The organism is Butyrivibrio sp. FC2001 (genome assembly GCF_000424125.1).
Classification (GTDB): Bacteria; Bacillota; Clostridia; order Lachnospirales; family Lachnospiraceae; genus Butyrivibrio.
Genome location: NZ_KE384134.1, coordinates 119,111 through 143,305 on the forward strand (window position 1 = coordinate 119,111; position 24,195 = coordinate 143,305).

The following is a 24,195-nucleotide window of genomic DNA, read 5'->3' on the forward strand; positions in this document are numbered from 1 at the left end:
TATGTTTTTGTGCGTAAACGCACCATCATAATCATTTTGGGGAGAATAATCATGCTTACAGAAGAAAGAAGATCTGCGATCGTTTCTTATATAGAAGAACATAAGGCAGCAACGGTTCAGGAACTGGTTGAAGCACTGGATACATCAGCAGCAACGATAAGACGTGATCTTAACGCACTTCATGCTGAACGCAGAATCCTCAAGGTTTTCGGAGGAGCAACTTCACTTAGTTCCAAGGACGTCAACACTGTAGAGCCTTCCGTAGCAGAAAAAATACAGAAGAACACTGAAGAGAAGGACATCATCTCAGAATATGCCTCTTCTCTCATACAGGATAACGACTTTGTATATATTGATTCCGGTACAACCACTCTTCATCTGATCGACCATATCACTAATAAAAAAGCAAAATACATCACTAACGGTATCGTTCATGCAAAGAGACTTCTCGAGAGAGGCCTCTCCACCATGATCATCGGAGGAAGAATCAAGCCGGTTACAGAAGCAGTCATCGGTCCTGATTGTGTCGAAGCACTCAGTAAGTTCCACTTCACAAAAGCATTCATGGGAACCAACGGTGTATCGGTTCAGGCAGGCTTCACTACCCCTGATGTGGACGAGGCTCTGGTCAAGGCGGAGGCCATTAAGCACACTTACCTCTCCTACGTCCTTGCAGACCACAGTAAATTCGGTGTAGTAAGCTCAGTCACTTTTTCAGACCTGCGAAGCTGCTGCATTATAACCGATGAAGAGCCCCCAAAAAAGTACAAAGATCAGACGATCATCAAAGCAGTTCCGTAAGCAAGAACATAGCTTCATTATTTTTGAAGGGAGAAAAACATGATTTACACAGTAACGTTTAACCCGGCCATTGACTACATTGTCCGCATGGACAAGCCTCTGGATCCCGGCATGACAAACCGCTCGGTTTCTGAGGATTGCTTCTTTGGAGGTAAAGGCATCAATGTTTCTACTATATTGAAGAACCTCGGAATCGAGAACACTGCCCTTGGCTTTGCGGCAGGCTTCACAGGAGAAGCAATCGTAGAGGATGTAAAAAGGAAGGGAATTCTTGCTGATTTCATAATGCTTGATAAGGGAATCTCAAGAATAAACGTAAAGATAAAATCCGAGCAGGAAACAGAAATCAACGCTCAGGGTCCTGCAATAAGCGATGAAGCTTACAACGAGCTTTTAAAGAAGCTCGATAATTTAAAAGAGGGCGATATGCTGATCCTTGCAGGAAGCATTCCCAGCACTCTTCCCAGCGATGTATATGAGATCATCCTGGACAGATTAAAGGATAAGGGCGTCATCTTCGTAGTTGACGCAACCAAGGACCTTCTCATGAATGTTCTTAAGTATCATCCTTTCCTTATTAAACCTAACAATCACGAGCTTGGAGAGATGTTCGGCACAGTTCTTAAGACCGATGATGAGATCGAGGAGCATGCCAAGAAGCTTCAGGATATGGGAGCAAGAAACGTACTCATCTCCATGGCAGGCGACGGTGCGATGCTTATCACAGAGGACGGTCAGCGCTTCCGCGTAGGTGTTCCGAAGGGTAAGGTTAAGAACTCAGTCGGAGCCGGTGATTCAATGGTAGCAGGCTTTGTTGCAGGATATATGAAGACAAAGGATTACAAGGTAGCCTTGAATATGGGAACTGCAGCAGGCAGTGCAACAGCTTTTTCAGACGATCTCGCAACAGGCGAGCTTATCAACAGTATTTACGAGACATTAGAATAACAAGTCTCGTTTATATATAAACAAAAAACGTATTGGGGTACACTCAATAGCAATGCTTATGCATAGAAAGGGAGAATAATGAAAATCAAAGATCTTTTAAGCAAAGAAGGGGTTAGCTTAAATCAGACCGCTGCAGACCAGGGTGCTGCAATCGATCTAATGGTAGCTCTTCACGACAAGGTTGGTAACCTGAATGACAAGGCTGCTTTCAAGGCAGCAATCGAAGCAAGAGAAGCAAAGGGATCAACTGCGGTTGGTATGGGTATTGCCGTTCCGCATGCTAAAACATCAGCTGTTAAAAAGGCTGGTCTCGTAGCAATCACAGTTCCTTCCGGTGTTGATTACAAGTCTCTTGATAATCTTCCCAGTAAGCTCCTGTTCATGATCGCAGCTCCTGACGGCGCTGCTGACACACACCTTGAAGTATTGTCCAAGCTTATGACAATGCTCATGGATCAGAGCTTTACACAGTCACTTATCGCAGCTAAGACTCCGGAAGAATTCCTGGATATCATCGATAAGCAGGAAGCTGAAAGAGATAAGAAGAATTCCTCTTTAGAAGGTCCTGCAGCTGCTACTGTAAAGTCCAATCTCAAATTCCTCGGCGTAACAGCATGTCCTACAGGTATCGCTCATACTTACATGGCTGCTGAGGCTCTCGAGCAGTGCGCTAAGGACAACGGCATCTCAATGAAGGTTGAGACTGATGGTTCAGGCGGTGCTAAGAACGTTCTTACTGCTGCTGAGATTGCTGAAGCTGATGTTATCATCATCGCAGCAGATAAGAATGTAGAGATGGGTCGTTTCGACGGCAAGAAGGTAATCAAGGCTTCAACTGCTGATGCAATCCATCATTCAAGCGATCTCATCGAGCGTGCTACCAAGGGCGATGTTCCGGTTTATAAGCACACTGGCAGCAAGGCTTCCGCTGATGCATCTTTCGACAATGAGAGCGCAGGAAGAAAAGCATACAAGCACCTCATGAACGGTGTATCACATATGCTTCCTTTCGTTATCGGTGGTGGTATCCTTATCGCTATCGCATTCCTTCTCGATGACTATTCAATCGATCCCAGCAACTTCGGTTCCAACAAGCCTGTAGCTGCATGGTTTAAGTCAATCGGTGGAACAGCATTCGGATTTATGCTTCCTATCCTTGCAGGATTTATAGCTCAGAGTATTGCAGATCGTCCCGGTCTTGCAGTTGGTTTCGTAGGTGGTGCTCTCGCTGCATCAGGTGCTACATTTGCAGCTCCCGGCGGTGACATTCCTTCAGCTTTCCTCGGTGCTCTTGTTGCCGGTTTCGCAGCAGGTTACATCGTACTTGCAATCAGAAAGCTTACAGACGGTCTTCCGGCTGCACTTGAAGGAATCAAGCCCGTACTCATCTACCCTCTCTGCGGTATCCTGGTAATCGGTCTTGTAATGTGTGCTATCAATCCTATTGTTGGTGCTCTTAACGCATGGATCACAGGCGTACTTAACGGAATGAGCAGTGGCTCAATCGTAATCCTTGGAGCAATCCTTGGTGGTATGATGGCAACAGATATGGGTGGCCCGCTCAACAAGGCTGCTTACGTATTCGGTACTGCTGCTCTTGCAACAGCAAGCCAGAACGATCAGACAGGTTGGATGATCATGGCAGCAGTTATGGTTGGTGGTATGACTCCTCCGATCGCAATCGCAATTGCAACACTTATCTTCAAGAACAAGTTCACAGAAGGTGAGAGAAAGTCAGGTCCCGTTAACTTCATCATGGGTCTTTGCTTCATCACAGAGGGTGCTATCCCGTTCGCAGCAGCAGATCCGCTTCATGTAATTCCTTCACTCATGATCGGTTCAGCAGTTGCAGGTGCTCTTTCAATGGCATTCAAGTGCACACTTATGGCTCCTCACGGCGGAATCTTCGTATTCCCTGTTGTTGGAAACGTAGCTATGTATCTTGTAGCACTCCTCGTTGGATCAGTGGTATCAGCAGTTCTTCTTGGCATCTTAAAGAAGAATGTTGAGAAATAAAACCTTATTTGATTAGTTGTTTTTGGGGGCACAGCTGTATTATGCAGCTGTGCATTACCCATTTTTAGATAAAATATTTTTCACACAAGAAAGGAAATAATAATAATGGTATCAAAGAACATCACAGTAAAAAACGAACAGGGTATGCACATGCGTCCCGCTTCTCTTCTTTCACAGAAGGCAACACCTTTTGACAGCAACATAAAGATTCTTTTCAACGGAAACAGCTATGACTGCAAGAGTGTTATGTTCCTTATGAGCGCATGCATCAAGTGCGGTTCCGAGATCGTGCTGGAGTGTGATGGTCCCGACGAGGAAAAGGCTCTCGCTGAGCTTTCTGAGTTTATTGAGTCCGGTATGGGTGACTAAAGTAATCACTTAGCGAGGTGTTTTCGAGCTTAGTGTACTACTTTGTTCTGGCGAGGGCTCTGCCCGAGATCAGAACTTCCTTATTAAAAAAATGGAGGTCTTAACACACATGTATAAAGGAATAGCCGCATCAAGAGGCATAGGCATAGGTAGCATCTGTAGAATAATGGAGCATGATCTGTCATTTGAACCTAAAAAGATTGACGATCCTGCTGCAGAAAAAGATCGTTTTCATAAAGCTATTTCAGATTTTGTTGAAGAGACAAACATTATGGCTGAGGATGTCAGAAAGCGCATTGGCCCCAAGGAAGCTGAAATTCTTCAGGGCCACGCTGTAATGATCTCAGACCCTGCCATGTCCGGAGAAATGGACAAGATGATCGATTCCGGACAGTGTGCAGAAACAGCTCTTACCGCTGTCTGCGATATGTTCATTAACATGTTTTCACAGATGGATGATGAGATGATGAAGCAGCGCGCTTCCGATATTTCAGACGTAAAGGTGAGCGTTCTTAAGAAGCTCCTCGGAATCGAAGATATCGATATCAGCAAGGTGGCTCCCGGAACTGTTCTTGTCTGCAAGGATCTTACTCCTTCCATGACATCACAGATCATAAAGGAGAACGTAACCGGTATCATCACAGAGATAGGTGGAAAAACCTCTCACTCTGCTATTCTTGCAAGAGCGCTTGAGATTCCTGCTGTTCTCTCAGTTCCCGGAATCGTGGAACAGGTTAAGGACAAGGATACAGCTATCATCGACGGTACAGAGGGTGATGTTTTCATAAATCCCGATGGCGAGATTCTTTCAAAATATATGTTAAAGCGCGAGGAGTTCATCAGAAAGCAGTCCGAGCTTAAGACCTTCATCGGTAAGGAAACAGTTAACGCTGACGGAACAAAACTTGAGCTCTTCTGCAACATCGGTACTCCCAAGGACGCTAAAAAGGCTATCGAATGTGACGGTGAGGGAATCGGTCTTTTCAGATCAGAGTTCCTTTTCATGGACAATACTCACCTTCCTACGGAGGATGAGCAGTTTGAGGCCTATAAAGAGGCTGTACAGACCATGGATGGCAAATGTGTCATAATCCGTACACTGGATATTGGCGGTGACAAGGATATCCCGTATCTCGGCCTTGAGAAGGAGGAGAATCCTTTCCTTGGTTACAGAGCTGTCCGCTATTGCCTTGGCAATGAGGAGGTCTATAAGACACAGCTCCGCGCCATTATAAGAGCCAGCGCCTTTGGTAAAGTAAAGATAATGATTCCTCTCGTAACAACAGTTGACGAAGTAAGAAGCGTCAAGAAGCTTGTTGCAGGCATCAAGGAAGATCTCAAAAATGAAGGCATAGACCACGATGAAAACATCGCTGTGGGATGCATGGTAGAGACAGCCTCCGCTTCTCTTATTGCTGACCTTCTTGCTAAGGAAGCTGATTTCTTCTCAATCGGAACCAACGATCTTACTCAGTACACCATGAGTGTAGACAGAGGAAATCCTAAGGTTGCTTACCTCTATTCCTCCTTCCAGCCTTCAGTGCTCCGCTCAATAAAGCATATCATTGAGTGTGGTAATAAGGCAGGAATACCTGTAGGAATGTGCGGTGAAGCCGCTGCAGATCCTCTTATGATACCTCTGCTCATGTCCTTTGGACTTGATGAATACAGCGTGAATCCGGTACTTGTACTGACAGCCCGCTGCATCATTTCTAAATGGTCCAAGGCTGAAGCCGATGCCCTTACAGAAAAAGTAATGGCTATGGATACAGAGGCTGAAATCGTAGCAGCTCTTAAAGCAGCCGCTAAAGAATAAAAGATCGAGTAGGCTGACTCCTACTCGATTTCGCACACGAACATTCCGCACTTCGTGCTCCATGTTCTTACAACCGGCAAATGAATTTGTATGCAAGCATCCATTCGCTTGCCGGTTTTGTGCAACAAAAAATAAGGGATAACCGCCTTGCGGTTATCCCTTTTAATATGCCTTATATATTTTTACTTCTGCTTCAATATCAAGCCTTCTGAAGGCTCTGAAGCATCTCTATTGCTGTTCTGCTCTCGCCCCCGCTAACAGTTGTAGCAGGTGAATTATATTTCCCCAGAAGCTTGCATCTCATTTCTTCAGGGTGATTGTACAACTGGTCCATGATGCGATCAAATGCTTTTTTCCATTCCATACTCTTTCTCCTTGCTTAACCTGAAGGTCCCCACCATCAGATTCTGAATTCTACGTCTGTCTCTCTCCTCCCAGAATTAAGACATCGATATTTTCAGATGCAAGGATAATATTAAAGCATAGCCACCTTTCAATCAAGGAACAAAAACTTAAGAAATTCTTAAAATTTTATTACATCATTTTCCGTTTATAAAGAAACTTTTTTTCATTGCTGCTTTTTAAAAATCACCCTACTGCCGAGAATAGTACCAATCATAAGAACAATAGCTATCGGCAGTACTACGATACCGTTGCGGATATAGCCTGCGATAATGTAGGAAATACATGATACAGCCGCTGCTGTGATAGCATAAGGAAGCTGCGTCGATACATGATTGATATGGTGACATTGTCCTCCGGTACTTGCCATGATGGTGGTATCTGATATAGGTGAGCAGTGATCTCCGCAAACAGCTCCTGCCATGCATGCAGAGATTGCAATGATCATAAGCTCATTGTTCATATCTGAACCAAATACCTTGGCAACTATGGGAATAAGAATTCCGAAGGTTCCCCAGGAGGTTCCTGTTGCAAATGCAAGGAATGCTCCGATTACAAATACGATAGCAGGAAGGATGCTCATAAAGCTCTGCTTATCAGCGATTGTTTCAACCAGACCGCCAACGTAATCAGCTGCTCCAAGAGAGTCTGTCATAGCCTTAAGTGTCCATGCAAAGGTCAGAATGAGGATACCGGGAACCATACTCTTAAAGCCCTCAGGAATCGCATTCATGCACTCATTAAAGCTAAGAACTTTTGTAGCCATCATAAATATCATTGTAACTATAAGGGCTGATACAGAGCCAAATACAAGGCCTACAGATGCATCAGAATTAGCAAATGCATTAACAAAGTTTTCGCCCTCGAAGAAGCCGCCTGTATAAATCATTCCTATTACACAGAAAACAATGAGTGTAACAATAGGAAGAACCAGATGAATAACCCTGCCCTTCTGTGATACCGGAGGCATGGGCTGATCTTCAGCACCTGTCATACTCGCATGCTGCTTTACATGCTTATTGATCTTATTTCCGTGAGCCTGGGCATTTAACTCAGCAAGTCTCATCGGACCATAATCAATGCCGGTAACTGTAAGAGTTATCATCATGACAATAGTAAGAATCGCATAATAGTTATAAGGTATTGCTCTTACGAAAAGAGAAATGCCGTTTGCTCCGTCAACGAATCCTGTAACAGCTGCAGCCCATGAAGAAATAGGTGCAATAATACATACAGGTGCTGCAGTTGCATCTATAAGATATGCCAGCTTCTCTCTTGAAATCTTGTGCTTATCGGTAACCGGTCCCATAACTGAACCAACTGTCAGGCAGTTGAAATAGTCATCAATAAAAATAAGACATCCAAGTGCTATGGTAGCAAGTTGTGCTCCGACCTTCGTCTTTACATGGGTTGTTGCCCATTTTCCAAAAGCCACCGAACCTCCGGCTCGGTTCATCAGCATGACCATATTTCCCAGTACAACAAGGAATATAAGAATACCAACATTCCAGCTGTCAGAAAGCTGTCCAATCATACCGTCAACAAAAACATGTTGCATAGTTAATACAGGGTTAAAGTTAGAATAAAGAAGACCACCAACCACAATTCCTATGAACAGGGATGAATAAACTTCTTTGGTGATCAGTGCCAGGGCTATCGCGATAATAGCCGGCAGAAGTGCCCAAAAACTATTTGCAAACATAAGCTCCCCTCCTATCATTTTATAATAATATTATAATAGTGATTATTGAATAATGATACATTTTTTATTCAAAATAACGCTAATTTTGTTCATACCATTATCCATAATGATTCCAAAACTTTTTTCTTAAAAAATGAAGCCCCACAGTATAGAACTGCGAGGCTATCATTATTATATGACCTATTTGTCAGTATTATACAATACCCTGAGCCTTCATAGCTTCTGCAACCTTAAGGAAGCCTGCAATGTTAGCACCGGCAACATAGTTGCCCTCCATGCCGTACTTCTTTGCAGCATCATCGATGTTGTGATAGATGTTAACCATGATCTGCTTGAGCTTAGCGTCAACTTCCTCGAATGTCCAGCTAAGTCTCTCAGAGTTCTGGCTCATCTCAAGAGCTGATGTAGCAACACCACCTGCGTTAGCAGCCTTACCACCTACGAACATTACATTGTTCTGCTGTAAGTACTCTGTAGCCTCGATTGTAGTAGGCATGTTAGCACCTTCACATACAGCCTGAACACCGTTAGCAACCAGCTGCTTAGCATCCTCAAGGTGAAGCTCGTTCTGTGTTGCGCAAGGAAGTGCTACGTCACACTTGATGCTCCATACGCCTCTGCCCTCGTGATACTCTGCAGACTTTCTTGCAGCAGCATACTCAGTAAGACGTGCTCTCTTAACTTCCTTAACCTCCTTAAGAAGCTCAACATCGATTCCTTCGGGATCATAGATCCAACCTGTAGAATCAGAACATGTAACAGGCTTAGCACCGAGCTGCTGTGCCTTCTCGATAGCGTAGATAGCAACGTTACCAGCACCTGAAACAACTACTGTCTTGCCCTTAATATCTGAACCATTGCACTTTAAGAGCTCCTCTGTAAGGTAAAGAAGGCCGTAACCTGTAGCCTGTGTACGAGCAAGTGATCCGCCGTATGTAAGACCCTTACCTGTAAGAACTCCCTCGTATGTATCACGGATTCTCTTGTACTGTCCGTACATGTATCCGATCTCACGTCCGCCTACACCGATATCGCCGGCAGGAACGTCTGTATCAGCACCGATGTGTCTGAAAAGTTCTGTCATGAAGCTCTGGCAGAATGCCATGATCTCTCTGTCAGACTTGCCCTTAGGATCAAAGTCTGAACCACCCTTACCACCACCGATCGGAAGGCCTGTAAGTGAGTTCTTGAAGATCTGCTCAAAACCAAGGAACTTGATAATACCAAGATTTACTGAAGGATGGAAACGAAGTCCTCCCTTGTAAGGTCCGATTGCTGAATTGAACTGAATACGGAATCCGTTGTTAACCTGAACCTGTCCCTTATCGTCAACCCACGGAACTCTGAAAAGAATCTGTCTCTCGGGAGTGCAAAGTCTCTCAAGGAGTGCATCCTTTCTGTACTCTTCCTCGTTAGCATCAATAACTACTCTGAGGGAATCAAGTACTTCCTTTACAGCCTGATGGAATTCCGGCTGTGCGGGGTTCTTCTCGACAACATAATTGTAGACTTCATCAACGTATGACATTTTTGCTCCTCCTATAGATAAAAAATTATTTAGGCGTACCAGACCCTTAGGTCAGCTCTCGCAAAATTATACAAAAAAAGAGCGTAAAGCTTTAAAGGTCTTTACGCTCCCTTGCGTAGACACCACTGTCTGACAAGTATTATTCCACAGACACTGATAAACGTCAAGCACTTTATTACATTAAACTGAAAAAGTTTTTCTTCCATCATTCGCCGGGGAATTTCACTTCCGTCTGCTTGCGGATGAAATCCATGGTATTCATGATCTTAAGCGTAAGGGCATGGGGCATATCAGGACACTCCTTCCATCCCTCTTCAAGGGCATCAAAAGCTGCCTGCACCTCGTATTCATAGCCTGTTATCTGCTTTTCCCTCTTATAGAAGCCCACCTTCTCACCGGCGTTATTATAAACCGTAATGCTTGAGAAGTTATTGATGTCCTGAACCTCTATATGTCCGTTGGCACCGTAAATAATACCCTTGCAGGGGCCACAGGATATTGCTGAGCATGTAACGATTGCCTGCTGTCCGCTTCTGTATTTGAGAGTTATTACATCCTGTGTATCCATTCCATGTTCATTGAGTACAGCCTGACTCTGAATGTCGGTTATGTCCTCTCCCAGGACCATTGACGCAAAGGTAAGTCCATATACTCCAAGATCAAGAAGGGCTCCGCCTCCAAGGGAAGGATCCTGTATTCTCTGCTTCCATGCGATATTAAAGCTAAGGTCAGCCATTACCAGGGAAATATCCCCTATTACATTGCTGGATATAACCTCTTTAAGCTTATCTGCAAGCGGAAGGAATCTTGTCCACATTGCCTCTGTAAGAAGCAGGTTCTTTTCCTCAGCAAGCTGAAACAGCTCCTTCGCCTGGGCTTCATTAAGTGTAAATGCCTTTTCACAGAGGACGTTCTTGCCATTCTCAAGAGCCAGCTTCACATTCTCAAAATGAGCTGAATGGGGAGTAGCCACATATATCAGGTCAATCTTCGGATCCTGGCACAGCTCCTCATAAGAGCCATAAAAGGTCTTTATCTTGAACTCCCTGGCAAAGCTCTCAGCCTTCTCCTTTGTTCTGGAGGCAACAGCATGACAGACAACTCCTCTCATACCGCCAAGGGTCTTAGCCATCATTCTTGCAATATCACCGGTTCCCATAATTCCAACTTTTTTCTTATTAAACATTTCACTACCTCTTGCTGTTTCACAAAATTAGCATTTGTAACTACGAAATAAAAAGCGCGAGCACTGATCGTGCATCGCGCTTAATTTAATTATATCACTCTTTTTTAAGGAATTCAGATTTTATATAACCGGTCTTGCCATTATATTCTACCTTAGCCCAACCGCTTGCATACTGTTCCTTAACATCTACAATATCATTTGCATAAATTGTAGTAATAGCTTCCGTATCGGTACTCTGACCCTTACGAAGCTTAATTGCTTCTGATACCTGCATCTTACCTGTATCGTAAACACTTACCTTTGAAGAGTTGCTTGCTGTCTGCTCTTCTGTCTTCTCCTCTGTCTGCTCCTCAGTGGTCTCTTCAGTAGTTTCCTCTGTGGTCTCTTCAGTAGTTTCCTCAGTGGTCTCTTCACCGGCATCAGCCTGATCCTCTGTAACCTCTTCGAAGAACTCTGACTTTACGAATGCTGTGCCGCCGTCATATTCGATCTTACTCCAGCCATTCTCAAGAGCCTCAATTCTTGTGAACTCCTGACCGATTTCAGTCTTACCAACCTTATCCGCAGTCTCTGAATCGGAGCTTCTGATATTAACTACGTCCTTAGCCTTGATCTTGGTAGCAACGGGCTGAGCGGGCTCCTCTGTAGTCTCCTCAGCAGGAGCTTCAGCGTTCTCGCCTTCAGCAGTCTCCTGATTCTCACCCTCGGGATTCTCAGCATTCTCACCCTCTGCAGGTGCAGTCTCCTCTGCGGGAGCCTCTGCTACAGTGGTTTCACCTGACTCGATAGCTGCAAGAGCCTCACCTACTGATACCTGAATGCTTGCGCTCATATCTGAAAGGAACTGAGCAAGTCCCTCATTACCTGCAATAATATCGTTATAGTTAGCTGCTACTGAGTTATTAAGATCAACAACATCTGCCTGAAGTGAAATATTGCTGATATACTCTGTGATCTTGTCATCAACAACATCACCGTTTATGTAGAGATTACCATTCTCGTCAGTGCATACATACATGGTCTGCATTCCGGGAAGAGGTGTATCATAACCATTGAAAAGAACCTCTGTGTAAACATAAGCGACATAGCTTCCCTCTACAGGGCCGGGCTTGGTGTAAACATCAACGGTAGGAATATCGCTGATATACTGAGATACTTCCTTAAGTCTGAGCTCCTCTGTGGACTCAAGACCTGTGTAGATGGACTTGATAGTGTCCATATCTCCTGAAGCATACGCTGTGAAATACTTGCTCATAAGCTCATTCACATTCTCATACGCATTCTTCTCAAGATCAACTTCCGGTACTACATAGCTTCCGTTATCATCTACGGTAGCCTGTGAATCCTCCCTCTCTGTCGGAATAGTTCTGTTATTTGCACTAAGTGCAATTACTATAGTCAGTCCAACCGCAACAACAAGTACAATAGGCATTACAAGCTTTTTATTATCTGAGATAAACTCCCAAAAATTTCTTTTATCCTGTGCCGCAAACGGATTCTCCGGCTTCTTTTTCTGGTTAAAATTCATTCCCTTAAAATTCATAATTCTATTTCCTTCCTGTGACAAAAGATGCACCCGACAGGAATCGAACCTGCATTAAAGGCGTCGGAGGCCTCCGTTCTATCCATTAGACTACGGGTGCACAAATTGTTACAGATTTATTACGTACCCGACTATAATACCATAGTATCTTTGACATATTCAACCTTTTTTATATTATCACACGTTCTGTCAAAGTAGTACAAATTGTCAGACAAAACGTCCTCCGGAAGCACGCTGGTTTCATTAACACATTTTACCATATCTTTTAGATTGAACGCTCCATTAATTATTTCAGAGGCTGCAATCATTATGACTTCATGCCTTGATGACGGAATAATATAGAAGTCACTTTCCATCATATCTCCTACTTCCTTCAAAAGCCCGGGATATATTACGACTGCTGCTCCGCCCACAAAATTTGTATTGCTGGCAACAAGGAATCTGTTCCCTGTAAAATAGCTTGCAAACCTCGTATCTCCTGTTCTTTCTCCTATAAAATCCCCCATTGATACTATCTTTGCAGGTAATAATTCAGGAGTGTTGTCTATGGCCGCTTCATAGAGGTCCTCCTCCGTAACATCCCATATCTTCATCAACATATTGTCCACGGTAATGTTCCCTTCTATTCCAAGAACGCCAAGTGAGATAAAGTATGTTACCGCCAGATCCTCCACAAGTCTGTAGGGCATGTTCTTTAATCGTTCTTCATTTCTTACGCTGTCTATAAGTCTGAAGCATATTCTGTCATATATGGCATCAAAGTCCGTAATAAAGCCAAGGTCCACCTGTCCCTTTATTTCATGCTTTTCAAACAGATTTATTACATCTGAAAGGACTGCCTCAAAATCCCTTCCCTTTGCATATTCCTCATAGAAATCATCGAGGTAAATTGTTGGAGCGCAGTTGCTCCCATTCTTTTTAACGCATAAGCCGTGTCTTATCAGTCCATTGTTCTTTACAACATCCGAATATTTCACGGTTGCGCTGTCTCCATAGTATTCCTTAACCTTCTGTGTTACTTCATTATAAAATGTTACTTTTTCCAATTTCATTTTCTCCTTTAAAATTGTGTTCAAAACGCAAAAAAGGCAATGAAAGCTATAAATTACTTTCATTGCCTTACAAGTCTATAAATACAATTTTCAGAAAAACGGTAATTAAACTCTGGAGAGGTATTCTCCTGATCTTGTGTCAATCTTGATTGTGTCGCCTTCGTTAACGAAAAGCGGAACCTGAACAACAGCACCAGTCTCAACAGTAGCAGGCTTTGTAGCACCTGTAGCTGTATCACCCTTGAAGCCGGGCTCTGTCTCTGTGATAGCGAGCTCTACGAAAAGCGGAGGCTCTACAGCGAAGACATTACCATTGTAAGAGTTGATCTGAACTGTCTCGTTCTCCTTAACATACTTCATAGAATCGCCAACCTGATCCTTTGTAAGGGAAATCTGCTCATAAGACTCGTTGTCCATGAAGTTGTAAAGATCGCCATCAGCATAAAGATACTGCATATCCTTACGATCGATACGAGCTGCAGGGAACTTCTCTGTGGGACGGAAAGTTGTCTCCTTAACACCACCATTGATAATGTCCTTAAGCTTTGTTCTTACAAATGCTGCGCCCTTACCGGGTTTAACATGCTGGAATTCTATTATCTGACATACATTGCCATCGATCTCGATGGTCATACCGTTTCTGAAATCACTTGCAGAAATCATAAAAATCCTCCTAATATATACAAATCAAACAACTACATTATATTATACTAATGTTATATTTTTTTCAACAGTTTTTTGAAGTAAATCAAAGCAGCCGTAAAAATGCCTGCTTTTCTCAGATTCAGACTTCTATTCCCAGGCAGTAATCTATTGCTTCAAGGTATCCCTTAAGTCCGTGTCCGTAAATCTGAAGTTCACAGGCAGCCGCAGTAACGGAATTGGCTCTGAAGTCCTCTCTCTCCTTAATGTTAGAGATGTGTACCTCAACCTTCACAATATTCTCGAGACTTTTTAATGCATCATGAATAGCATAGCTGTAATGGGTGTAGGCTCCTGGGTTAATAATGATCGCCTCGGTTCCATCAAAGTAAGCCTCCTGAAGCTTATCTATTATTGCGCCTTCATGGTTTGACTGCCATGTGGTGATATCGCTCCCTGTCTCCTTTGCCTTATCCTCTATCATTTTTATCAGATAGTCATAATTCTCATTTCCGTAAATGCTCTTTTCCCTGATTCCAAGGAAGTTAAGATTGGGTCCGTTAATAACCAGAATTTTCATAAGTATCCTCACAGCATAAGTTCTATTATTTCATTTGCAACCTGATCAATGCTCTTGTCATCAGTATCTATCTCGATGTCACAGGCTGCCTTGTAGACATCCCTGCGCTCCTCCTGAAGCTCCTTTATCTTGGCAAGAACATCATCGGATTTAAGAAGTGGTCTTGATTTGTCGCCCTTCACTCTCTCATATACGGTCTCGGGACGGGCCTTCAAAAATACCACAGTTCCTATTCTCTTAAGATAGTCACGATTTTCAGGCTTTATGGGAAGTCCTCCGCCAACCGAAAGGACAATACGCTTTCTTTTGTCCTCACTGAGCTCCTTAACGAACTCTGTTTCCATATCGCGGAAAGCGCCCTCTCCCTGCTCCCTGAAAATAGTATTGATGGTGGCTGACTGCATCTGCTCAATCTCTGCATCAGAATCAAGCATTTCGTAGCCGAGGATCTCACAGAGCCTTACCGCAACCGAGCTTTTTCCGCTGCCCATAAAACCGGTAAGAACTATGCTCTTTCCATCCATGAGCTCTCCAAGGAGCTTGCCATAGAGCCTTCCACACAGGGATTCCTTGACCTTGATGCCATTCCACATCTCGTAGGCGTCGATTCCCTGATATAAAAGCATCTTAAGTCCGGAGATGCACTTGGCACCTGCCTCCTTACAGAGCTGTAAAAATTTGGTGTTAAGCGGTCTGTATACCGCATCAAAGCCTATCTCAACCTTTTTATAGAACCCGGTATCCTCTATAACCGCGCTATCCGGGTTGGGATGCATTCCCACCATGGTCATCTGGAAGCAGATATACTTTCTGTCATCCGGAAGCTCGTTGTATTTTGAAAGCTCCATCGGAACCGCAACGTCTTTTCCCACATAGGCGTTTACGTCCCTGCAGAGAGCCTCTGCCCTCTCCAGTGTGCGATTCAGGATAAAAATCTCCTTTGCGCCTTCACTTGCGGAAAGAAATGCCGCAGGTCTTGCCACGCCGCCTGCACCGAGGATCACAACGGATTTCCCGAGGACATCAACTCCTGCCTCACGAAGTGATCTGCTGATTCCGGAGTAGTCCGTATTATATCCCCTGAACCCTGTGCCATCGTGGGTTCTTACAAGGGTATTAACTGCTCCTAATCTCTCAGCAACAGGATCTATCTCCTTCAGATAAGGCATAACCGCGCTCTTGTGAGGAACAGTTACATTCATCCCCAGAATATCAAGAGCCAGCGCGCCCTTAACGGCGGCCTCAACGTCCTCTCCCTTGACCTCAAAGGGGACATAGACCATGTCAGTATCAGTGATGTCGTTTAATGTATTATGTATTGCCGGTGACAGAGTGTGATGAACAGGATTACCAATAAGTCCACACACTCTTGTTGTTCCCACTACTTCTCTTTTCATACAGGCCTCCGATAAATTACTGGATTATAATATCATTTCCCGTGTTTTCTGACGTGCCTTTTATAGAAAAACAAAACTACCGCTTCAAGGCGCCTCTTTAAAACGATCTGTATCTCTTCTTTTTTATCAATCTGGCCTACAAGGATTGTGTGCATACCTGCCCTGTTCGCTCCCCAGACATCAGTAAAAATCTGATCTCCCACAAACAGTGTGTTAGCAGGCTCAGTTCCCATCTTTTCCATAGCCTTAAGATAGCCCTTAAGAAGGGGCTTATTGGCCATGTGAATGTACTCAGCCTCCACAGCCTGGGCAAAGGGCGCTACTCTGGGCTCCTTATTATTGGACAAAAGAAGTGTCTTAAAGCCCATCTCATGAAGCCTGTCAAAGAGCTCCACCGCTCTGTTATCAGCAGGCGCACCGTGAGGAACCAGCGTATTATCTATATCAAAGATAATCCCCCTGTAGCCTTCATCATAATAATTTTCAAATGGAATTGTATAAGTTGATTCCGAGGTCTCGCTCGGATAAAGTAAATGTCTCATAGAAATGACTATACCACATTAAATAGCGCTTCTGCCATATAAACAAAAAAATCGGACAGGAATATTTCCTGTCCGAAAAACATATTCATCAATCTAACTGGAGTACAACTCCGTCCTCATCATTGCTGATAACCTTAGCGTCCTTAAGCTCTGCAGCTCCGGTTAAAACCTTGTTTCCAACAAAGTACTGATACTCGTGAAGGACTGAATCCTTCTCCATATCCATAACAGCCTTCTGCATTATGCTGGACTGTATTCCACCAAGCTCCCCAAGTCCTGAAAGTGAACTGTCCTTGTTTTTGTTATCAGAAGACTCCTTCTTCTGATACATGCCATTCATATAAGAATTGCCATAGCTATTTATTCTCATATGCCCCTCCTTCTTTTTCCATACGCTAACAATTGTACCTGAAAGCAGTGGGCAAATCAATTGAGTTAGTCTTTTCATTTAGCTATTTCGGCATAAAAGTTCAATAACTTTAGGCTTTTTTGAAATTTTTATTCAGGATTACAAAAATCACTTGATTCCGGCAGCGGTAAGAAGTTCCTTTGTGTAGTCATTCTGCGGATTCCTGTAGACCTCATAGGGAATACCGTATTCCTTTATTTCTCCGTGTTTCATGATGGCAACGTGATTGCATATCTGATAGATCACGCGAAGGTCATGCGATATGAAAAGAATGGTTATCCCCAGGTCGCGGTTAAGCTGCTGAAGAAGCTGCAATATCTGCGCCTGAATTGTTACATCAAGAGCTGAAACCGGCTCGTCAGCAATAATAACCTTGGGAGATCTCATAAGCGCAACGCCTATGCTTACTCTCTGTCTCTGACCACCGGAGAGCTGTGAAGGATATCTTTCAAGCATCTCCTTGGGAAGTCCGATAGCCTTCATTATCTCGAGGACCTTTTCCTTCCTCTCCTTGGGAGTCCACTTTCTCTCCTTATCAACTCTCAGAGGCTCCTCCAGGAGCCATCCGATTTTCTTACTGGGATTAAGGGATGAATAGGGATCCTGGAAAACCATCTGGGTATCCGAGTATTTGAGGTTTATCTCACCCTCAATGTCCTTGTTCATACCGACGATAGCCTTAGCCAGCGTGGATTTACCACAGCCGGACTCCCCAGCCAGTCCAAGTATCTCGCCCTCGAAAACATCGATGGATACGCCCTTAAGCACCTGGTGTCTTCGCTTTTTGCCGAAGATATTTTTCCTATATTGTTTATAGTAAACCTTCAGATCCCTGATCTGAATTACCTTTTCCTGTTCCATATAATAACCTTATCTTGCGCGTTTAGCTTAGATCTATTTGCGGAATCGCTGCAATCAGCTTCCTTGTGTAGCTCATCTTGGGATGTCTGAAAATATCCTCAACATACCCGGTCTCAACTATATTACCACTCTGCATTACGATCACTCTCTTACAGATCTGTCTTATAAGCGACAGATCATGGGATATGAAAATAATCGCTGTTCCCTTTTCCCTGTTCATCTTCCGAAGGAGCTCAACAATCTGTGCCTGAATAGTCACATCCAGAGCTGTAGTGGGCTCGTCAGCTATAAGAATCCTGGGCTCACCTATCATCGCAGCAGCTATCATCACACGCTGTCTCATTCCACCTGAAAGCTCGTGAGGATATTTCTCGTACAGCTTCTCGGGGTCATGCATTCCAACAGCCGTAAGCATCTCGATGGCACGGCGCTTTCTCTCCTTTTTGTCGATATCCTTGTGATGGATTCTGAGAGACTCCTCCACCTGCCAGCCGATCTTCTTTACCGGATTAAGCGAGGTCATGGGCTCCTGGAAAATCATTGATATCTCATCGCCCTGATAAGACCTGAGCTCTTTTCTTGAGCATGTCAGAAGATCTGTGCCGTTAAACATTATCCTTCCTTTTTTCGTAAGTGCATGTCTTTTTAAAAGGCCTGCGATAGCAAGAGCGCTCATGCTTTTTCCTGAGCCTGACTCTCCGACTATACCTACTATCTCGCCTTCCTCCAGCATCAGATCGAAGTCCTCAACTACCGTCTCCGGCTTGTCGTGATCGTGAAATTCTATATGAAGATCTGCAACATCGAGAATTACATTTCCCATCAAAGTACCTCTTAATTCTTAATACGCTTGATTCCCTCTCCGAGGAACGAAAAGCCTAAAACCATCAGGACGATAACAAGACCTATGCTCATAACATAGCTTGGTCTGTTAAACAGATATCCCTGTGCGTCTGAAAGCATTTTTCCAAGGCTTGCGTGAGGCGGCTGCGCACCTATTCCCAAAAAGCTAAGTCCTGCCTCTGCAAGAACCGCATTATTAAAACCGATCATAACTGAAGAAAGCAGAACTCCAACAGTATTAGGAAGTATATGGACGAAAATTATCCTTATGTTCGACGCTCCCTGAAGTCTTGCAACTTCAACATAATCCATATTCTTACATCTGAGGAACTCTCCTCTTACAATTCTGGCAAAGCTTGGTATAAAGGATATTCCAAGAGCTATTGCGACCTGGTAGGTTCCGGTTCCGAAAAGGCTGACAAAAACCAGTGACAGCAGAAGACTCGGAAAAGCCAGCATCGCATCTATGATTCTCATGGTGATCTCATCACCTATTCCGCCAAAATATCCGGTAAGAGCGCCGATAATAGTTCCTATGCCCGCGCCTATGAGAATTGTAAACGTAGCGATGGCAACAGTGATCCTGCTTCCGTACATAACTCTGCTGAACACATCGCGTCCCATGTTGTCAGTTCCCATAATGTGCTTAAAAGAAATGCCCTGAAGCTTTGCAGACGCATCCATCTTAGTCGGATTGTAGGGGGTATAAAAAAGCCCTACGATTACCATAAGCAGAATAAATCCTGTGATAATAACGCCCAGAAGCAGGAAGGTATTCCTCTCTCCGGTGGCCTTATTCTTTTTAAACAGCGAAAAGAATTTTTTCATCATTCCTCCACCTCGATTCTGGGGTCAATGATTCTGTAAATAATATCAACCAAAAGATTGATAACAAGTACCATGATTGCTATGCCCATGATAATAGCCTCAACCACAGGATAATCACGGTTATTAATAGAAGAAAGAAGTATGCGGCTCACTCCGGGTATTCCGAAAACCTGCTCAATTACTATACTTCCGGCAACCATATCTGCAAGTGCCATTCCCATAAAGGTAATTACGGGGATCATGGCGTTTTTCAAAACATGAAGATAAAGAACAGCATTGGTGGTATTACCTCTGCTGTACGCAGTTCTTGTGTAGTCCTTACCTGCTTCCTCGATAACGGAGCCTCTGAGGAGCTTTGTAGCCATGGCTGCCTTTGGAAGAGCTATGGCAAATGCGGGCAAAATAAGGTATTTCAAGAATCCTTCAAGATCCTTGGTATATGATACAAAACCTCCCGGCGTAAAAATCTTAAGGATAACGCCGAAAAAGAAGGTCAATAATATTCCTGAGAAAAATGGCGGTACAGCCATCATGATCTGGTTAATAACCGAAATGACATGATCAATTATTCCGTTCTCATACTTGGCAGTGTAGATTCCAAGCGGAATTGAAATGATGACCATGATAACAAAGGACATTACCGCGAGGGTAAGTGTGATCGGGATCTTTTCAGCAAGCATGCCTGCTACAGGCATCTTGTAATCATAGGAGGTTCCCATGTCTCCCTGCAAAAATGCGAAAAACCAACGAAAATATCTGACAAGAAGCGGATCGTTGAAGCCCAGCTTCTCTCTGTACTGTGCTATAAGTTCGGGTGTTGCCTCTGTACCGAACATTCTGGTGACAGGATCACCGGGGATTAGACTAAAAGCAAGGAACACGCACAAAGATACAACGAATAAAGTAAGCACCATGCTCAAAACTTTTTTCAATATATATCTCATATGCGTGTTCCTCTTTTTTTTAATAATGTAGTACACCAGTCTTAAAAAAACTCGCCCAGTGTTACTGTGCAGGCTTAATCTTTGCTAAATCCTGCGCGTAAAGCGGATAGAATGTATATCCTGTAAATTTCTTGTTAAGTACTACAAACTCCGGAAGGTCCTGAATGTAAACATTAGCTGCCTTCTCTGCAAGAATCTTCTCGCATTCCTTGTAGTTCTTGGTCTTCTCATCATCATCTGTAGCTGCAACAGCTGCATCTAATGCTGCATCATAATCAGCATCATTGAAGTTCATGAAGTTGTTATGAGCATCAGATCTGAATCTGCTAAGAAGTGCATAAGCTGTAAGTGTAGAAGCGTCTACACCAACAACAGTTGACTGGAAGTTGCGGTTTGTGTAAACATCATCAAGCCATGAATTCCACTCAACCTCCTGGATTGTTGCGTTTACGCCGATCTCCTTGAACTGCTCTACAAGCACCTGTGCTGTATCAACATGCTGTGTGTAGTTTGAAGGAACAGTTATTGTGAAATCAAATCCGTTAGGATATCCTGCCTCTGCAAGGAGCTCCTTAGCCTTCTCGATATCCTGGTTGTAGGTATCGTTAAGTGATGCATCAAAGTATTTTCCAAATGAAGGGAACATACTACTTCCAATCTCAGTTCCCTTACCATCTGATACAAAGTCCATGATGGTCTGAGGATCGATTGCGTAGCAAAGGGCCTGACGTACCTGTTCGTTATCAAAAGGCGCCTCTGCGTTATTCAGGTAAAGAGCCTGAACAAGGTTCATTGTTCCTTCATAAACATCAAACTTGTCTGAAATCTGAGACATCTGAGCTGATGTTACGCGGGCATACATATCAATTGATCCACCCTCAAGATCCATAACAACTGAATCAGGGTTAGCTTCAATCTTAAGTGTTACGTCTGCGATGTATGCGGGCTCGCCCCAATACTCATCAAACTTTGTAAGTATTATGTTTTCCTGAGGTGAACGTGATACAAACTTATAAGGGCCTGTTCCGATGGGGTTACCCTCGGGATCCTCGTTGGAAGCAGGGATAATAGCTACTGTCATGTATGCCAAGAACTCTGTGTTTGCTTCCTTAAGTGTCATTACAATTGTGGAGTCATCCTGGATCTCGACTTTATCAATATTAGAAAAAGCCGATATCAACGGATCTGTTCCATCGGTACCGGCATTACGCTCTATAGAATATTTAACATCCTCTGCCGTAACCGTGCTTCCATCATGGAACTTTACTCCATCTCTGAGTGTGAAGGTATAAGTCATTCCATCTTCAGAAATTGTATACTCACTGGCTATAGCAGGCTGAAGATTACCATCCTGATCAGGCTTTACAAGTCCCTCGTATACATTAAACAGTACCTCTCTGGTTCCCGCCGATTTTGCAATGTGCGGATCCATACTGTCAATATCCTGAGGGATACCTACGGTAATCTTAGAAAGATCATCTGCTCCTGCGGTGTTATCAGCGCTCTCCGTTTTACTGTCCGTAGTAGAACTAGCTGTCTCGGTCGCATTAGTTACATCCGGGGTAGACTCCTCTGCCTTTTTACTTGAGCATCCACTCAATGTAAGAGTCAGTGTCGTTAACACAACTAAAAGAGATGAAAGGCTTCTCCTTCCAATACTTTTCTTTATCATGTTACAATCCTTCTTTCTTTATTTAGTTTTTTGTCCTATAAAACTATACGGAAAGAAGTCTGATATGTCAACAAAGCATTACTCTTTTTTCAGCAAAGGTGTGTTTTTATCTGTGGCGTCAGTAATGACTCCCTCTTCTTCCTTCTCAAGGACGATCTTAAGCTCATCCATGAAGGTATTAACATCCTTGAACTCGCGATAAACAGAAGCGAATCTAACATAAGCTACCGGATCAAGATTCTTCATCTTCTCCATGCAAAGCTCACCGATAATTCTGCTGGGAATCTCCTTCTGCTCAAGATTGAAAACCTCTGTCTCCACAGCGTCAACGATAGCGGTAATCTGTTCTGCGCTTACAGGTCTCTTATGGCATGCTCTGAGCACACCTGCTTCAATCTTCGCACGATTATAGGGTTCACGATTGTTATCCTTCTTGATAACAATAAGCGGAATAGTCTCAACCTTCTCATAGGTTGTGAATCTCTTACCGCAGGAATCGCAAACACGTCTGCGTCTGATGGATGTGTTTTCATCCGCAGGTCTTGAGTCAATTACACGAGTGTTGTCTTTACCGCAAAAAGGACACTTCATAGCATTAACCTTTCTGTGCATCTTGCACATCTAAAATCAATATTTAGGGTATAAATTCTAAACCCACACAAGTTATTGTAACATCTATAATCGCAATTTTCTATATAAAAATTGCAAAATCGCGCATAAAATTCACAAAAACGCGCAAACAAAAAGAGCAGTTGCTAAGCAACTGCTCGTAAAATCGTTAATTTTTATTTCTTCTGTAAGAAATCCGGAATCTTAAGGCTCTTAGCTTCTACAGAGCTTCTTACTTCAGGAGTACGGTTAAGTCCTGATGCAGGTCTTGTAGGCTGCTGTACGCCAACAGGTCTCTGTGTCTGTGCTGACTGAACCGGACGAAGTGTATCGATAGTCGGCTCAGGAGCGATCTGCTGAACCTGAGGCTGTACCTGCGGCTGAACCTGTGCCTGCTGAGGTGCTGCACCGGGTGTAACAGGAGCAGCTGTAGGCTGCTGAGGTGCTGCTACGGGCTTTGCAGCAGGTCTTGCCGGCATGACGTTTGCCTTGTCATCGATACCTGTAGCAATAACTGTGATGTTACATGTATCAGACATTGACTCGTCATACATAGCACCGAAGATGATATTAACATCATCGCCTGCAAGATTTCTAATATAATCAGATGCGGTTGAAGCGTCCATAAGTGTGATATCACCGGAAACATTGATGATAACATTGGAAGCTCCATCGATCTTTGTCTCAAGAAGAGGAGACTCAACTGCCATCTTAACTGCGTCTGCAGCTTTGTCATCACCCTTACCGGATCCAATACCGATATGAGCGATTCCCTTATCCTTCATTACTGTCTGTACGTCAGCAAAGTCGAGGTTGATTACTGCCGGTACATTGATAAGGTCTGTGATACCCTGCACTGCCTGCTGAAGAACTTCATCAGCCTTCTTAAGTGCATCGGGCATTGTTGTACGTCTGTCAACAATCTGTAAAAGCTTATCGTTAGGAATAACGATAAGAGTATCTACATTGTTCTTAATTGTGTTGATACCTGAGAGTGCATTCTGCATACGAACACGAGCTTCGAAAGCGAAAGGCTTTGTAACAACGCCTACCGTAAGAATACCCATATCCTTAGCTATGCTCGCAACAACAGGAGCTGCACCTGTACCGGTACCGCCACCCATTCCGCAGGTAACAAAGACCATGTCAGCGCCCTTGAGTGCTTCGGTAATCTCTTCCTTGCTCTCCTCTGCGGCCTTCTGACCGATCTCAGGCTTAGCGCCTGCTCCAAGACCCTTGGTCAGCTTCTCGCCAATCTGCAAAAGCTTGGGTGCCTTGCAAAGCTGCAAAGCCTGCTTATCCGTATTAATTCCGATGAATTCAACACCGGAAATATTTTCTTCTACCATTCTATTTACAGCGTTATTTCCTGCGCCACCAACCCCAACAACGATAATCTTGGCACCGGATTCAGCCTCATTTGACTTAAGTTCAAGCAAGATAGTGCTCCTCCTTCATAACCTAAAACTCCTACAAGCCATTTTATAATTATTTTATACAATTTA

Annotated in this window: 23 protein-coding genes and 1 tRNA gene; 5 read left to right on the forward strand and 19 right to left on the reverse strand. The window is 43.7% G+C overall.

Annotated features, from left to right (window positions below; all coding sequences use genetic code 11):
- Positions 1–51 precede the first annotated feature (51 nt).
- The 5 genes from G601_RS0119550 to ptsP all read left to right on the forward strand — a co-directional run bounded on the left by G601_RS0119550 (position 52) and on the right by ptsP (position 5,950).
- Entirely contained in the window at positions 52–801 is a 750-nt protein-coding gene (locus G601_RS0119550) for a DeoR/GlpR family DNA-binding transcription regulator (protein WP_026666341.1), read from the forward strand.
- A gap of 39 nt (positions 802–840) precedes the next feature.
- Positions 841–1,749, forward strand: coding sequence for a 1-phosphofructokinase (gene pfkB / locus G601_RS0119555; protein WP_026666342.1), 909 nt, complete (start codon positions 841–843; stop codon positions 1,747–1,749).
- A gap of 78 nt (positions 1,750–1,827) precedes the next feature.
- Complete coding sequence (locus G601_RS0119560) at positions 1,828–3,765, forward strand: PTS fructose transporter subunit IIABC (RefSeq protein ID WP_026666343.1); 1,938 nt, start codon at positions 1,828–1,830, stop codon at positions 3,763–3,765.
- Between the two features lie 105 nt (positions 3,766–3,870).
- Entirely contained in the window at positions 3,871–4,134 is a 264-nt protein-coding gene (locus tag G601_RS0119565; protein WP_026492028.1) for an HPr family phosphocarrier protein, read from the forward strand.
- Positions 4,135–4,243: 109 nt separating this feature from the next.
- A complete protein-coding gene (ptsP, locus tag G601_RS0119570; RefSeq protein WP_026666344.1) occupies positions 4,244–5,950 on the forward strand; it encodes a phosphoenolpyruvate--protein phosphotransferase in 1,707 nt (568 codons plus the stop codon).
- A gap of 199 nt (positions 5,951–6,149) precedes the next feature.
- Here the strand turns inward: ptsP and G601_RS26335 are convergent, their stop codons facing one another.
- From G601_RS26335 to ftsZ, 19 genes are all read right to left on the reverse strand, one after another.
- The gene (locus tag G601_RS26335; protein WP_155829476.1) at positions 6,150–6,314 is read right to left on the reverse strand and encodes a hypothetical protein; all 165 of its coding nucleotides are present in this window, start codon (positions 6,312–6,314) and stop codon (positions 6,150–6,152) included.
- A gap of 204 nt (positions 6,315–6,518) precedes the next feature.
- Positions 6,519–8,054, reverse strand: a complete 1,536-nt coding sequence (locus G601_RS24295) for a Na+/H+ antiporter NhaC family protein (protein ID WP_035786292.1) — start codon at positions 8,052–8,054, stop codon at positions 6,519–6,521.
- A 193-nt stretch (positions 8,055–8,247) separates the two neighbouring features.
- A complete protein-coding gene (gene gdhA, locus G601_RS0119585; RefSeq protein WP_026666345.1) occupies positions 8,248–9,582 on the reverse strand; it encodes an NADP-specific glutamate dehydrogenase in 1,335 nt (444 codons plus the stop codon).
- Positions 9,583–9,787: 205 nt separating this feature from the next.
- On the reverse strand, positions 9,788–10,768 hold the full coding sequence (locus G601_RS0119590; protein ID WP_026666346.1) for a Gfo/Idh/MocA family protein: 981 nt from the start codon (positions 10,766–10,768) through the stop codon (positions 9,788–9,790).
- A 94-nt stretch (positions 10,769–10,862) separates the two neighbouring features.
- Entirely contained in the window at positions 10,863–12,311 is a 1,449-nt protein-coding gene (locus G601_RS25910) for an SH3 domain-containing protein (RefSeq protein ID WP_026666347.1), read from the reverse strand.
- A 28-nt stretch (positions 12,312–12,339) separates the two neighbouring features.
- Positions 12,340–12,411: transfer RNA gene (locus tag G601_RS0119600), tRNA-Arg, on the reverse strand.
- 31 nt (positions 12,412–12,442) lie between these two features.
- Complete coding sequence (locus G601_RS0119605; protein ID WP_026666348.1) at positions 12,443–13,357, reverse strand: DUF5688 family protein; 915 nt, start codon at positions 13,355–13,357, stop codon at positions 12,443–12,445.
- Between the two features lie 111 nt (positions 13,358–13,468).
- Complete coding sequence (gene efp / locus G601_RS0119610) at positions 13,469–14,026, reverse strand: elongation factor P (RefSeq protein WP_026492034.1); 558 nt, start codon at positions 14,024–14,026, stop codon at positions 13,469–13,471.
- Positions 14,027–14,147: 121 nt separating this feature from the next.
- A complete protein-coding gene (locus G601_RS0119615) occupies positions 14,148–14,585 on the reverse strand; it encodes a type II 3-dehydroquinate dehydratase (protein WP_026666349.1) in 438 nt (145 codons plus the stop codon).
- Between the two features lie 8 nt (positions 14,586–14,593).
- Positions 14,594–15,982 carry a shikimate dehydrogenase gene (gene aroE / locus G601_RS0119620; protein ID WP_026666350.1) on the reverse strand — a complete coding sequence of 463 codons (1,389 nt, stop codon included), beginning with the start codon at positions 15,980–15,982 and terminating at the stop codon, positions 14,594–14,596.
- Between the two features lie 32 nt (positions 15,983–16,014).
- Positions 16,015–16,524 carry a YqeG family HAD IIIA-type phosphatase gene (locus G601_RS0119625; RefSeq protein ID WP_026666351.1) on the reverse strand — a complete coding sequence of 170 codons (510 nt, stop codon included), beginning with the start codon at positions 16,522–16,524 and terminating at the stop codon, positions 16,015–16,017.
- A gap of 88 nt (positions 16,525–16,612) precedes the next feature.
- Positions 16,613–16,894: a hypothetical protein gene (locus G601_RS0119635; protein ID WP_026492038.1), complete on the reverse strand. Its 282-nt coding sequence runs from the start codon at positions 16,892–16,894 to the stop codon at positions 16,613–16,615.
- A gap of 147 nt (positions 16,895–17,041) precedes the next feature.
- Positions 17,042–17,794 (reverse strand): ABC transporter ATP-binding protein, encoded by a 753-nt coding sequence (locus G601_RS0119640; protein WP_026492039.1) that lies wholly within the window; start codon positions 17,792–17,794, stop codon positions 17,042–17,044.
- Positions 17,795–17,816: 22 nt separating this feature from the next.
- Positions 17,817–18,617: an ABC transporter ATP-binding protein gene (locus G601_RS24300; protein ID WP_051200936.1), complete on the reverse strand. Its 801-nt coding sequence runs from the start codon at positions 18,615–18,617 to the stop codon at positions 17,817–17,819.
- Positions 18,618–18,628: 11 nt separating this feature from the next.
- Positions 18,629–19,465 carry an ABC transporter permease gene (locus G601_RS0119650; RefSeq protein ID WP_051200937.1) on the reverse strand — a complete coding sequence of 279 codons (837 nt, stop codon included), beginning with the start codon at positions 19,463–19,465 and terminating at the stop codon, positions 18,629–18,631.
- Positions 19,465–20,397 carry an ABC transporter permease gene (locus G601_RS0119655; RefSeq protein ID WP_330364436.1) on the reverse strand — a complete coding sequence of 311 codons (933 nt, stop codon included), beginning with the start codon at positions 20,395–20,397 and terminating at the stop codon, positions 19,465–19,467. Before G601_RS0119655 ends, G601_RS0119650 begins: the two co-directional genes overlap by 1 nt.
- A gap of 73 nt (positions 20,398–20,470) precedes the next feature.
- Positions 20,471–22,081 (reverse strand): ABC transporter substrate-binding protein, encoded by a 1,611-nt coding sequence (locus G601_RS0119660; RefSeq protein ID WP_026492042.1) that lies wholly within the window; start codon positions 22,079–22,081, stop codon positions 20,471–20,473.
- Between the two features lie 78 nt (positions 22,082–22,159).
- A complete protein-coding gene (gene nrdR / locus G601_RS0119665) occupies positions 22,160–22,672 on the reverse strand; it encodes a transcriptional regulator NrdR (RefSeq protein WP_026492043.1) in 513 nt (170 codons plus the stop codon).
- A 194-nt stretch (positions 22,673–22,866) separates the two neighbouring features.
- Positions 22,867–24,129, reverse strand: coding sequence for a cell division protein FtsZ (gene ftsZ, locus G601_RS0119670; protein ID WP_026492044.1), 1,263 nt, complete (start codon positions 24,127–24,129; stop codon positions 22,867–22,869).
- Between the last annotated feature and the right edge of the window lie 66 nt (positions 24,130–24,195).